This window comes from Hymenobacter swuensis DY53, from assembly GCF_000576555.1.
In the GTDB taxonomy this organism is placed as follows: Bacteria; Bacteroidota; Bacteroidia; order Cytophagales; family Hymenobacteraceae; genus Hymenobacter; species Hymenobacter swuensis.
This window is the reverse complement of the sequence record NZ_CP007145.1, coordinates 2,044,017-2,057,350: the sequence shown is the minus strand read 5'-3', so window position 1 is coordinate 2,057,350 and position 13,334 is coordinate 2,044,017. Positions and strand designations below refer to the sequence as shown.

At 60.4% G+C, this 13,334-nt stretch carries 8 protein-coding genes and 1 pseudogene; 6 read left to right on the top strand and 3 right to left on the bottom strand.

Annotated elements, in window-relative coordinates; translation table 11 throughout:
- Positions 1-178 precede the first annotated feature (178 nt).
- Positions 179-937 carry a TIGR02757 family protein gene (locus HSW_RS10120; RefSeq protein WP_044001832.1) on the bottom strand — a complete coding sequence of 253 codons (759 nt, stop codon included), beginning with the start codon at positions 935-937 and terminating at the stop codon, positions 179-181.
- Positions 938-1,044: 107 nt separating this feature from the next.
- Positions 1,045-2,067, bottom strand: coding sequence for a LysM peptidoglycan-binding domain-containing protein (locus HSW_RS22755; RefSeq protein ID WP_081768356.1), 1,023 nt, complete (start codon positions 2,065-2,067; stop codon positions 1,045-1,047).
- Positions 2,068-2,281: 214 nt separating this feature from the next.
- Here HSW_RS22755 and kdsB point away from each other — a divergent pair, with 214 nt between their 5' ends.
- Positions 2,282-3,031 carry a 3-deoxy-manno-octulosonate cytidylyltransferase gene (gene kdsB / locus HSW_RS10110; RefSeq protein ID WP_044001831.1) on the top strand — a complete coding sequence of 250 codons (750 nt, stop codon included), beginning with the start codon at positions 2,282-2,284 and terminating at the stop codon, positions 3,029-3,031.
- 354 nt (positions 3,032-3,385) lie between these two features.
- Here the strand turns inward: kdsB and HSW_RS10105 are convergent, their stop codons facing one another.
- Complete coding sequence (locus HSW_RS10105) at positions 3,386-5,521, bottom strand: glycoside hydrolase family 97 protein (RefSeq protein ID WP_052346317.1); 2,136 nt, start codon at positions 5,519-5,521, stop codon at positions 3,386-3,388.
- 242 nt (positions 5,522-5,763) lie between these two features.
- On the opposite strand from HSW_RS10105, the gene HSW_RS10100 reads away from it, so the two are divergent.
- From HSW_RS10100 to HSW_RS10080, 5 genes and pseudogenes are all read left to right on the top strand, one after another.
- Positions 5,764-6,192, top strand: coding sequence for a putative quinol monooxygenase (locus HSW_RS10100; protein ID WP_231501388.1), 429 nt, complete (start codon positions 5,764-5,766; stop codon positions 6,190-6,192).
- A 55-nt stretch (positions 6,193-6,247) separates the two neighbouring features.
- Positions 6,248-7,139, top strand: a pseudogene (locus tag HSW_RS10095) (ADP-ribosylglycohydrolase family protein).
- A gap of 88 nt (positions 7,140-7,227) precedes the next feature.
- On the top strand, positions 7,228-8,316 hold the full coding sequence (locus HSW_RS10090; protein WP_044001829.1) for an efflux RND transporter periplasmic adaptor subunit: 1,089 nt from the start codon (positions 7,228-7,230) through the stop codon (positions 8,314-8,316).
- A gap of 234 nt (positions 8,317-8,550) precedes the next feature.
- Positions 8,551-11,748 (top strand): efflux RND transporter permease subunit, encoded by a 3,198-nt coding sequence (locus HSW_RS10085; RefSeq protein WP_044001828.1) that lies wholly within the window; start codon positions 8,551-8,553, stop codon positions 11,746-11,748.
- Positions 11,741-13,177, top strand: coding sequence for a TolC family protein (locus HSW_RS10080; RefSeq protein ID WP_044001827.1), 1,437 nt, complete (start codon positions 11,741-11,743; stop codon positions 13,175-13,177). Before HSW_RS10085 ends, HSW_RS10080 begins: the two co-directional genes overlap by 8 nt.
- The last annotated feature ends 157 nt before the right edge of the window (positions 13,178-13,334 follow it).

Sequence of the window (13,334 nt, the reverse complement as noted above, 5' to 3'; positions counted from 1 at the left end):
GCGAAGATAAACAGTAGATAGGGCCGGAAAGATTCACTTTATCTAATGTGTGAAATATGGATACTGTGCGAAATGTGAAAATGAAATAGAAATGCCGCTACGTGTAGTTTGCCTTAGGGCTGTGCAAGTAAGCTCTTGCTATCATATTCAGCACATTACCCACATTCTAACACATTTTTTACATCTCCCCTTCCACGCCCAGCCCAAACAGGGCGAAATCGTACTTCACGGGGTCCTGGGGGTCGAAGGTGCGCAGGTGGGCGGTGAGGTCCTCGGCGGCCAGCCAGTCTACCTGCTTGCGCTCCAGCAGGCCCAGGTGGCGGGCCACGCGCTCCACGTGCACGTCGCAGGGGCAGATGAGGTCGGCGGGCGAGAGGCGCGTCCAGAGGCCGAAGTCCACGCCGTAGGCGTCAGGGCGCACCATCCAGCGCAGGTACATGTTCACGCGCTTGCAGGCCGAGCCCCGGGCCGGGGTGGCCACGTGCTTGCGGGTGCGCTGGGGCGCGTCGTCGAGGCTGAAGAACAGGGTGTGGAAGTTTTCGAGCCGTTCTTTCTGCGTGTTGCCGTGCAAAAATGCATCTTCCAGCGTATCGTGGCTGGAGTAATACCAGCGCAGCCAGTGCACGAAATACAGCAGGTCGGTGTCGCAGAAAGTGCGGTGGCAAAAGCCCAGCAGGCGCTTCAAGTCGTCGTCGTGGTGCTGCAGGATAAACTGGTGGGGCGCGTTATCCATGCGCTGCAGCAGCTCCCGACACTTGCTGATGATGGTAGGCCGCCGTCCCCAGGCCAGCAGCGCCGCAAACAACCCGCTGATTTCCACATCGGCCCGCTGCGTGAACTGGTGCGGGATACTGATGGGGTCGAGCGTGATAAAGCCGGGCTGGTTGTAGTGGCGGTATTTCTCGTCGAGCAAAGCCCGAACCTGCGCGTGATTCATATTTTAGTAGAGAGTAGTTGGTAGTGAGTAGTGAGATTTAAGCTTTGCAGTCGTCAGTATTAGCACAGCCGAGTCTCACTACTCACTACCAACTACTCTCTACCGACCTACGGTACGTAGTTGGTTTCTACGCGGAAGCGCTGGTCGGGGGTAGCGAGGCGCTGTACGGCTTTCTTGGAGAGGCGCACGAGGATGTTGGTATTTTCGCCGGTATCGGGCAGTTGGCCAATCACCCGCACGTACACCGACTGCCCGTTCATGATGTTGCGCACTTGCATAATGGTGCCCACCGGCGCGGTTTTGTGCAGGGCCAGGTACTTGTCCGAGGCATCGGTCTGGATGGTTGTGGCCAGACCGCTTTCCGACACCCGCCGCACAATCTCGCTGGCTCTTGATGGCCCCCGGTCCTTTTCAGGGGCCGGAGTGGTAGCTGGCGTTTCGGGCGTTACGGCCGGGGCCGTGGCCGAGTCGCGGGCCCGTTCCCGGGCAGCACGTTCCCGGGCCTCTTTTTCACGCGCTTCCCGGGCGCTCTTTTCAGCTTCTTCATCCCGCTCAGGGCGGGTTGTCGGCGCAGTGGACCGGGCCGGAGCCGGAGTGGCCGCCACCGGCCGTGCGGCAGCCGGTGCAGCCCCGCTGGCGGCTACAATTACCGTTTCGCCCACGCGTACGTTGTAATTAGCCGCAAACCCGTTCAGGCGCGAAAGCTCGGCGGGTGTGGTCTGGAAGCGGCGGGCAATGGCAAAGAGCGTCATGCCGGCTTCCACTTTGTAGAACTTGTTGCCCCGGGCATCGGTGGGCAGCGCGCGGGTAGCGGCGGGCACCGATGCCGTAGCACGGGGCGCGGCGGGCTGACTGAGCACCACCCGGTTGCGTGGCACCAGCACCACCTGGCCGGTTACCAAGGCACCCTTCTGGCCCGAATTGGCTTCCACTATATCCTCCACTGCCACTTTGTAGCGGCGCGCCAGACCATACAGCGTTTCGCCGGGGGCTACCCGGTGCCTGATAAGCATTTTATTACCCCGATATTCTACCCCAATCGAATCAGGTGGGGCCACTGGCCGCGGGGCCGCCAGGGCGGAGAAACCAGCAAATACAAACGCGGCAGACAGCAACGGAAATCGGGACATACAATTCGGCAGGCAAAAAGCGGCAATGGGCAACCCACGATGGGCATGGCCTCATTGCATAAAGTTTGCCGAAAGTTACGGATTCAGCCGAAAGCACGGGAGTTTATCACGGGGGCAATTTTTACTCGACGAATTTTCGGATGAGTCACTGACAAGCCGGTTCTGCGGGTTTTTCGCGTTTTTTGCGCCGCTCACTTTCTGTTCCTGCCTCGTTATGCTCGCCATTGGTATCATTCCCGCCCGCTTTGCCGCCACCCGCCTGCCCGGTAAGCCCCTCGTCGACTTAGCCGGCCAGACCATGATTGAGCGGGTGGTGCGCCGGGCTCAACAATCCAACCTGAGCCGGGTGGTGGTGGCCACCGACAACCAGCGCATTCTGGAGCATGTACGCGGCTTTGGCGGCGAGGCCGTGCTCACGGCGGCCGACCACCCCAGCGGCACCGACCGGGTGCGCGATGCATACGAGCAGCTAGGCGTGCAGGCCGACTGCATCGTCAACATTCAGGGCGACGAGCCATTTATTCATCCCAGCCAGATTGACGCGCTGGTGCAGCTGTTTGCCGTGCCCGAGCCACCGCAACTGGCGACGCTGGTGAAGCCCGTGGTGAGTGAAGAGGAGTTATTCAGCCCGCACCTGCCCAAAGTGGTGCTCAATGCCCGGGGCGAGGCGCTGTATTTCAGCCGCCACCCCCTGCCCTACCAGCGCCAGCACACGCCCGAGCAGTGGCTGGGGCACCACCGCTACCTGCGCCACATCGGCCTCTACGCCTACCGCCCCGACGTGCTCCGCGAAATCACGCAGCTGCCGCCCTCGCCGCTGGAGCTGGCCGAGAGCTTGGAGCAGCTGCGCTGGCTGGAAGCCGGCTACCGCATCCAAACCGCCGAAACCACCCTGGAAACCATCGGCATCGACACCCCGGAGGATGTGGAGCGGGCGTTGATTCAATTAAAAATGATGAATTAAGAACTAAAAATTGGTTGTTCTGCAAGGTGCTTCCCGCCCTGCGCCCCCTCTCCAGAGGGAGCAGGGGAGCCTATTCCGGAGCGGGCTGGGGCTGCTGTTGGGTATCGTTCTGGTTAGCGCAGCCTGACAGTAGCGCGAGCTTTGCAGTTCGCATCCCCGCGCCGTTTCAACGACTCGAACGGCGCGGAGGCGCGAACTGCAAAGTTCGCGCTACACCCAATCCACCGTGACACCCCCTCTCTTTCTCGGAGAGGCAGCCAGGGGACGAGGCGCTCCGCCGGAACCCAAAATGGGCCGTTCAACAACCCAAAAGGATTGTCGAACGACCCATCTTTACTTCTCAATTCTTAATTTCTAATTGACAGCCACCACGCTGATGGCGTAGCCGCCGCCGGGGGCGCAGTACTGCGTGAGCTTGGATTTGCGCGTCACGTTGAGCTTGCGGATGGTGTAGGCTTTGGGGTTTTTCTCATAGTGGGCGTCCTTGGCGTCGGCGTAGATGGTGGCCACGTATTTCTTACCGGAATCCAGGAAGCTAAGGTCGATTTTGGAGGTGCGACCCTGCTCGTCGCAGGTGCTGCCGATAAACCAGTTGCTTTTGCCCTTGGCCTTGCGGGCGTAGGTGATGTAGTCACCGGGCTCGGCTTCCAGCACTTTGGTGTCGTCCCAGTCCACGGCTACGTCCTTGATGAACTGGAAGGCGTCGAGGTGCTGGTTGTAGTGCTCGGGCAGGTCGGCGGCCATTTGCAGCGGGCTGTACATGGTCACGTACAGGGCCAGTTGGCGGGCCAGGGTGCTGTGCACAAACGACGTGTTGCTGGGGTTGAGCTTGCTGACCTTCGTCTCGAAGATGCCCGGCGTGTAGTCCATCGGGCCGCCGATGAGGCGGGTGAAGGGCAGAATGGTGGTGTGGTCGGCGTTGTTGCCCCCGAACGACTCGTACTCGGTGCCGCGGGCGGCCTCGTTGCCGATCAGGTTGGGGAAGGTGCGGCTCAGGCCGGTGGGACGCACGGCCTCGTGGCCGTTCACCATGATTTTGTGCTTGGCGGCTTGCTCCAGCACGTACTGGTAGTGGTTGATCAGCCACTGGCTGTAGTGATGCTCGCCCAGGGGCAGCACGTCGCCCACGTAGCCGGTTTTCACGGCGTTGTAGCCGTTGTCGTTCATGAACTGGAGCGCCTTTTCCAGGTGGCGCTCGTAGTTGCGCACCGAACCCGAGGTTTCGTGGTGCATCATCATCTTCACGCCCTTGCTTTCGGCGTAGCGGTGCAGCTCCTGCACGTCAAAGTCGGGGTACGGCGTCACGAAGTCGAACACGTAATCTTTGTGCTTGCCGAACCAGTCTTCCCAGCCGGTGTTCCAACCTTCCACCAGCACCGCATCAAACCCGTGCTTGGCGGCGAAGTCGATGTACTCCTTCACGTGGGCGGTGTTGGCGCCGTGGGTACCGTTGGGCTTCACGGTTTTGTAGTCGATGGAGTCGAGCTTGATGTTGTCCTGGTTGGTGTACGACCACGTGCTTTTGCCCGTAATCATCTCCCACCACACGCCCACGTACTTCACGGGCTTGATCCAGGACACGTCCTTGAACTGGGTGGGCTCGTTGAGGTTGAGCACCAGCTTGGACTGCAGGATGTCAGCCGCTTTGTCGCTCACGAGCACCGTGCGCCACGGCGACTGGCAGGGCGTCTGCAAGTAGCCCTTGTTGCCCACCGCATCAGGCGTCAGGTGCGACTCCAGCACAAACGTCTTATCGTCCAGCTCCAGGTGCATGGCCGAGTAGTCGATCAGGCTGGCTTCGTGGATGTTAACGTACAGGCCGTCGGGGCGCTTGAGCATGAGCGGCGTCTGCAGGCCGGTGGCCGAAAATGGCGTTTGGGAGGCATTAGGCGTGGTGGAGGCCTTCATCAGCCCGCGCACCTGCGAGAGGTTCGAGGTGACGGTGCTGTACTCCTGCGTGTCGTAGTCGCCAGGCAACCAGAAGGCTTTGTGGTCGCCGTTGAGGGCAAATTGGGTTTTCTCTTCCTTCACCACGAAGTAGCCCAGTTCGGGCTGGCGCGGAAACTCGTAGCGGAAGCCCAGGCCATCATCGAACAGCCGGAACCGCACGCGCATTTCGCGCTTGGTGGCAGGCTGGCTGAGCGTCACGGCCAGCTCGTTGTAGTGGTTGCGGATGGTCTTCACCTCGCCCCACACTGGGTTCCAGCTTTCATCCACGGTGCGGCGGGTGGCGGCGGTTTGGGTGAAGCCGCTGGTGAGGGCTACCGCGTTTTGCAACTCCAAACCCAGCTTGCTGGTGTTGAGCACTGGCCGGCCCTTGTAGCTCAGGCTGTAGGTGGGCACGCCGTTGGCCTGCACGTTCACGCTCAGTGTCAGCTGCTTGTTCGGCGACTGGATGTCTTCGGCCTGGGCCGTGGCGCCCCACGCCAGCAGCGCCAGCAGCAAGCCCCGGCGAGCGGCGGGCAGAAAGGGAATACGGGGTAGGTTCATGCGGAGAAGGTGGAAATGAAGATGGTTCGGCCCACCGGGCCAAGGGTCGGAGATGAGGACTGCAAGTTGCGTTGCGGCCGGGGCTTTTACTACCGTCCTGTTGCCCGGTTTACCTGCGGTGTTGATTTTTGCGGCGTGTTCCGGCCCAGCAATGGCTCGGTTGGGGAGGACGCCGCGGACATTTTGCTGCGCGTCATCCTCAATTCCCGTACTTTCCTGACTGCTATCAACCATTCGGGAATATGAAACCAGCAACCGCCTTCCCCCTCCTACTTGCCGGCGCGCTGCTGGCGTATTCGTGCAGCCGGCCTGCGGGCAAAGCGCCGGCCGCGGCGCCCCAGAACATGATGATCCGGTTGTCGGAAATTGAGATTGAGCCGCGCTACCTAGCCGAGTACACGGCTATTCTGCGGGAGGAGTCGGCGTCGTCGGTGCGGCTGGAACCGGGCGTCATTTCCATTTACCCGATGCAGCAGCAGGCGGCCCCGCAGCAGATCCGGATTCTGGAGATATACGCCAGCCAGGAGGCGTATCAGGCGCACCTAAAAACGCCCCATTTTCAGAAATACAAAACTTCTACCCTGCCCATGGTGAAGGCGTTGCGACTGATTGACATGCAGGCCATCGACCCGGCTACCATGCCTGCGCTGTTCAGGAAACTGCAACGGTAAGTACGTCCGCCGGCTCGGTTCATCAGTTCGTTAGCGGACCTCCTACAACCATTCTATGCTAAGCGAGAAATTTGAAGCCTGCCTATTGGCCGGAGCAATTGGGGACGCCTGGGGAAGTAGCTTTGAAAACGAGAAGCGCGCCGACGATACCACTACCTTTTACTTCGGCGGCAAGCCGGCACCGGTGCGGCGCTGGGCCATTACCGATGATACCCAGCTGACGCTAGGCCACTTGCGAAGTACTGGCAGCCGGCCCCTTCGACCCCACCCGGCTGGGGCAGCAGTTTGTGGCCTACTACCAACAGGGGCGGCTCACCGGCCTTGGGGCCAGCACGCTGCAAGCCATCCGCAATGCGGAGGCGGGGATGCCCTGGACGCAGACCGGCCGCCGGGGGCAGTATGCGGCGGGCAACGGGGCGGCCATGCGCATCGCGCCCTTCGCCTTTTATCCCGCCACCACCCGGCAAACCATTCACGACACCTGCTACCTCACCCACCAGAACGAGGATGCTTATGCCGGCGCATTAGCTGTATATATGGCCATTCGGGCCGCATTGCACTACACATGGAATGGCCATAACGACCTGCTGGCCTTGCTACTGCCGGACCTGCCGGATACCAATCTGACGGACCGGCTACGAGAGCTAAGCGCCTATCCGCCCGACGCCACTATTACTGAGGCCGCCCGGCTTGGCAACAATGGGCACGTCGTCAACTCGGTGCCGTTTGCCCTGTTCTGCGCCACCAAAATCCGGAGCCTGGGCCTAACGCGGCTGCTGCAACAACTCATTGCCACCGGCGGCGACACCGATACCAACGCCTCATTGGCGGGTCAAGTGGCCGGAGCGTTGGTGGGGCCGGCGGAGCTGCTGCAGCGACTGGCGCAGCTGCCGGAATATCCGTGGATCAAGGAAATTATAGCGCGCACCAAGCGTACTGTTTTGTAGCACAATATAGTTTTCACGCTTCATTCGGCCTTCATGAAGGCGGCGGTTGCTTTGTGTCATTCAAGTCAGGATGGCACGCAATACGCATATGAAAACAAGGTTTTTGCTGACGCTCATGGGTGTGGGCGTACTGTACGGCGGCACCAGCTGCTCCAAGGAACACAAGGAGAAAGAGGAGAAAATCAAGTTCCTCGTCACCAGCCCGCTCCAGAAAGACACGACCATCACCAAGGAGTACGTGTCGCAGATTCATGCGTACCAACACATTGAGGTGCGGGCGCTGGAAAAGGGCTACCTCCAGAAGATTTACGTGGACGAAGGCCAGCGCGTGCAGCAGGGACAGCTCATGTTCCAGATCATGCCGATGGTATATAAGGCCGAGCTGCAGAAGTCGAAGGCCGAGGCCAACTACGTGAGCCTGGAGTACCAAAACACCAAGAAGCTGGCCGACAAGAACATCGTATCGGGCAGTGAGCTGGCGCTAGCCCAGGCCAAGCTCGACAAGGCCAACGCCGAAGTTGGGCTGGCCAAAACCCACCTCGATTTCACCACCATCAAGGCCCCGTTCAGCGGCATGATGGACCATTTCCAGGCCCGGCTGGGCAGCCTGGTAGATGAGGGCGACCTGCTGACCACCCTCTCCGACAACAGCAAGATGTGGGTGTACTTCAACGTGCCCGAGGCCGAGTACTTGGCCTACAAGGCCCACGCCCGCACCGAAGCTGAAACCAAGGTGAAGCTGCGCATGGCCGACAACGAGGAGTTCAAGTACCCCGGCGTGGTGCAGACCATCGAGGCCGACTTCAACAACGAAACCGGCAACATCGCCTTCCGGGCCACTTTCCCCAACCCCGACGGCCTGCTGCGCAACGGTGAAACCGGCTCGGTCCTGATGACCGTGCCGCTGAAAAACGCCCTCATCATCCCGCAGAAAGCCACCTTCGAGGTGCTCGAAAAGAAGTTCGTGTACGTGGTGGACGAGAAGAAGAAAGTGCACCAGACCGAGGTAACCGTGGCCTCCGAAATGCCCGACCTCTACATCATCTCGGCCGGTCTGAAAGCCACCGACAAAATCATGCTCGAAGGCATCCGCAAGGTGAAGGAAGGCGACAAAATCCGCTTCACCTACGCGGAGCCGAAGTCGGTGATTTCGCACCTGAAAGTATACAGCGAGTAGGATTCTACTTCACAGGCAGACCATCATGCTTCATCTGGCGTCCGCCAAGGTGCAGCCGAAGTCGAAGCATCTCTACCGCCAAACTAGCCCCTCTTTATTGCACGATTTCCGCTCCATAGCCCAGGGTTCAAACCCTGGGCTAGTGAACCGTGCCACGAAGCGGTAGAGATGTTTCGACAAGCGGACGCCAGATCAAGCATGACGCCCCAATAGTCACGAACAGCTCCCTATTTCATGTTCAGTAAATTCATTCGCCGACCCGTGTTTGCCATCGTTATTTCGGTGGTCATCATGTTTCTGGGCATTCTGGCAATTAATACGTTGCCGACGTCCCAGTTCCCCGAGATTTCGCCGCCGATGGTGATGGTGAGCACGGCCTACCCCGGCGCTAGCGCCAAGGTGCTCACCGAATCGGTGCTGATTCCGCTGGAGCAGGCCATCAACGGCGTGCCCGGCATGAAGTACATGACCTCCGACGCCGTATCGGCCGGCGAGGCCAACATCCAGATTGTCTTCAACCTGGGCACCGACCCCGAGCAGGCCGTGGTGAACGTGAACACCCGCATTGCGCAGGTGCTCAACCGCCTGCCGGTGCTGGTGCAGCGCGAGGGTGTGGTGGTGAACCGCGTGGTGCCCAACATGCTCATGTACGTCAACCTCTACAGCAAAGACAAGAATACCGACATGCGGTACCTCTTCAACTTTGCCGGGGTGAACATGCTGCCCGAAATCCAGCGCATTGATGGCGTGGGCCGGGCCAGCATTCTGGGCAGCCGCCAGTACGCCATGCGCGTGTGGCTGAAGCCGGACCGTATGAGGGCCTATAACCTGTCGGTGGACGACGTGATGGAAGCCCTCAACGACCAGAGCGTGATTGGCTCGCCGGGCCGCATCGGCCGCTCCGACGGCAAGGAGGCCTCGGCGCTGGAGTACGTGCTCACCTACAAGGGCCGCTTCAACGACGTGGAGGAGTACAAGAACGTCATCATCAAGGCCAACGCCAACGGCGAAACCCTGCGCCTCAAGGACGTGGCCAACGTGGAGCTGGGCTCGGAATTCTACGACATCTACTCCAACCTTGACGGCTACCCCTCGGCGGCCATCATGCTCAAGCAGACCTACGGCTCCAACGCTCTGGACGTGATTAAGAGCGTGAAAACCAAGCTGGAGGAACTGAAGAAAACCATGCCCCCCGGCATGGACTACAAGATCAGCTACGACGTGTCGAACTTCCTCGACGCCTCCACCGAAAACGTGATTCACACCCTGCGCGACGCCTTTATTCTGGTGGCCCTGGTGGTGTTCCTGTTCCTGGGCGACTGGCGCTCCACGCTGATTCCGATTATTGCGGTGCCGGTGTCGTTGGTGGGCGCGTTCATGGCCATGCAGGCGTTTGGGCTCACCATCAACATGATAACGCTGTTTGCGCTGGTACTGGCCATCGGTATTGTGGTGGATGACGCCATTGTGGTGGTGGAAGCCGTGCACGCCAAGATGGAGGAAAAGCACCTCTCGCCCTATGGCGCGGTGCGCGAGGTTATCGGCGAAATCAGCGGGGCCATTATTGCCATTACCATCCTGATGACGGCGGTGTTTGTGCCGGTGGCCTTCATGAGCGGACCGGTGGGCATTTTCTACCGCCAGTTCTCGATTACCATGGCCGCCAGCATCGTCATTTCGGGCATTGTGGCCCTGACGCTGACGCCGGTGCTCTGCGCCATGATTCTGAAGAACAACCACGACCAGCCCCGCAAGAAAACGCCCATCAACCGGTTTATCGACTGGTTTAACCGCGGCTTCGAGCGCCTGACCGGCCGCTACACCAACCTGCTGGAAAAGGTGGTAGACCGCCGCGTGCTCACCTTCGCGGTGCTGATTGCCTTCGGGCTGGGCATCTTCGGCATCTCCACTACCCTGCCCTCGGGCTTTATTCCTGCTGAAGACCAGGGCATGATTTACGCCGTGCTCCAGACGCCGCCCGGCTCCACCCTGGAGCGCACCAACGACCTCTCGCAGCGCCTCCAAAAGCTGGCCGAGAAAGTACCCGGCATCGAGAGCATTTCCACGCTGGCCGGCTACGAGATTCTGACCGAAGGCCGCGGCTCCAACGCCGGTACCTGCATCATCAGCCTCAAGCCCTGGAACGAGCGCAAGGAATCGGTGCACGACGTTATCATGTCCTTAGAAGAAAAGGCCAAGGAAATTCCCGGCGCGACCATCGAGTTCTTCGAGCCACCGGCAGTACCCGGCTACGGCGCAGCAGGCGGCTTCCAGCTGCAACTGCTCGATAAAACCGCCACCGGCGACTACAAAGCCCTGGAAAAAGTGAACGAGGAGTTCATGACCGAGCTCAAGAAGCGCAAGGAGCTGAGCGGCCTGTTCACCTTCTTCTCGGCCAACTATCCGCAGTACGAGCTGCAGATTGACAACCAGCTGGCCATGCAGAAGGGCGTGAGCATCGGCAACGCCATGAACACGCTCAGCATTATGGTGGGCTCGACGTACGAGCTGGGCTTCATTAAGTACCAGCGCTTCTTCAAGGTATTTGTGCAGGCCTCGCCCGAGTACCGCCGCCTGCCCAAGGATATTCTGGACATGTGGGTGAAGAACGACAAGGGCGAAATGGTGCCGATGTCGGCCTTCATGAAGATTGTGAAGGGCCAAGGCGCCAACGAAATCAACCGCTACAACATGTACCCCACGGCCTCCATCCGCGGCGATGCGGCCCAGGGCTACAGCTCCGGCGAGGCCATCAAGGCCGTGCAGGAAGTGGCCGCCAAAACCCTGCCCCGCGGCTATGATATCGACTGGGGCGGGCTGTCAAAAGACGAAGTGGGCCGCGGCAACGAGGCCATCTACATCTTCCTGGTCGTGATTGTGTTCGTGTACCTGGTGCTGGCCGCGCAGTACGAGAGCTTCCTGCTGCCGCTGTCCGTGATTCTGAGCTTGCCGGCCGGGATTTTCGGCTCCTTCCTGCTCATCAAAACCATGGGCCTGGCCAACAACATCTACGCCCAGGTGGGCCTCGTGATGCTGGTGGGCCTATTGGGCAAAAACGCCGTGCTGATTGTGGAGTTTGCGGTGCAGAAGCACGAAGAAGGCATGACGGTGCGCGAAGCCGCCATTGAAGGCGCGAAAGTGCGTTTCCGCCCTATTCTGATGACCTCCTTCGCCTTCATTGCCGGCCTGATTCCGCTGGTTATTGCCCACGGCGCGGGCGCCATCGGCAACCGCACCATTGGTACGGCGGCGCTGGGCGGCATGCTGTTCGGCACCGTGTTCGGGGTGATTCTCGTGCCCGGCCTGTACTACATTTTTGGTACGCTGTCCGCCGGCCGCAAGCTGATCCAGGATGAGAATGAAAACCCGCTGTCGGAGTTCGAGCCGCACGTTTTAGTTGATGAAGAAATTCCGAGCCACAGTCATGCGTAACAAACGCCTCTTTCAAGGCCTGAGCGCCGCTTTACTGGCCCTTTCGGTGGGCGCGTGCAAAATGCCCGAGCTGGCCACTAAGGCCGCCGGCCGGCCGGTACCCGCCACCTACGCCACCACCACCACAGACAGCACCAACTCGGCCCGCAACCAGTGGCGGCAGTTCTTCACCGACCCCAACCTGGTGGGCCTCATCGATACGGCCCTGCAGCGCAACCAGGAGCTGAATATCTCGCTCCAGGAAATCCAGATTGCCCGCAACGAGGTGCAGATCCGCAAGGGCGAGTACCTGCCCTTCGTGGGCCTGGGGGTGAAGGCCGAAACGGCGCGGGCCAGCAAAAACACCCTGCAGGGAGCCACTGAGGAAGCCATCAACATCCGGCCCGAGCACCGCAACCCCAACCCGCTGCCCAACTACCAGATCGGCGCGTTTGCCAGCTGGGAAGTGGACATCTGGCACAAGCTGCGCAACGCCCGCAAGTCGGCCGCGCTGCGCTACCTGGCCACGGTGGAAGGCCGCAACTTCACGGTCACGAACCTGATTGGCGAAATTGCCACCTCCTACTACGAGCTGCTGGCCCTGGACAACCAGCTGGCCATCGTGCGCCAGAACATCGAGCTGCAGACCAACGCCCTGGAGCTGGTGAAGCTGCAGAAGGAATCAGCCCGCACCACCGAGCTGGCCGTGCAGCGCTTCGAGGCCCAGCTGCACAACACCCGCAGCCTGCAGTACGGCATTCAGCAGCGCATTACGGAAACCGAGAACCGCCTCAACTTCCTGGCCGGCCGCTACCCCCAGCCCATTGCCCGCAACTCGGCCGCGTTCAATGAGCTGCTGCCCACGCCGGTGCAGGCCGGCATGCCCGCCCAGCTGCTGCAGAACCGCCCCGATATCCGGCAGGCCGAGCAGCAACTGGCCGCCGCCAAACTGGACATCCAGATTGCGCGCGCCAACTTCTACCCGGCGCTGCGCATCACCGGCGGGGCCGGTTTCGGGGCCTTCAAGCCCGGGCTGCTATTCACCACGCCCGAGTCGATGCTCTACTCCCTGGCCGGTGACCTAGTGGCTCCGCTGGTGAACCGCAACGGCATCAAGGCCCTGTACGGCAACGCCAACGCCGTGCAGATTCAGGCCGCTTACAACTACGAGCGCACCATCCTGAACGCCTACGTGGAAGTAGCCAACCAGCTGGCCAGCATCAACAACCTGCAGCAGAGCTACAACGAAAAGGCCAAGGCCGTGCTGGCCCTCAACCAGTCCACCAGCATTTCCAACAGCCTGTTCCGCTCGGCCCGCGCCGACTACACGGAAGTCCTCTTCACCCAGCGAGACGCCCTGGAATCGAAGTTCGACCTCATCGAAACCCGGATGCAGCAGCTCAACGCCTCCGTAAACGTGTACCGCGCTTTGGGTGGCGGGTGGAAGTAAGCAGAGAGGTCAAGTAGCCTATAAAACAGAACGTCATGCTGAGCTTGTCGAAGCATCTCTACCTCTGGCTAACTTTTTTGATTAGCACTGCGGTAGAGATGCTTCGGCAAGCTCAGCATGACGTTCTTTATGGGCATTCTGCTAACCGCAGAATGCC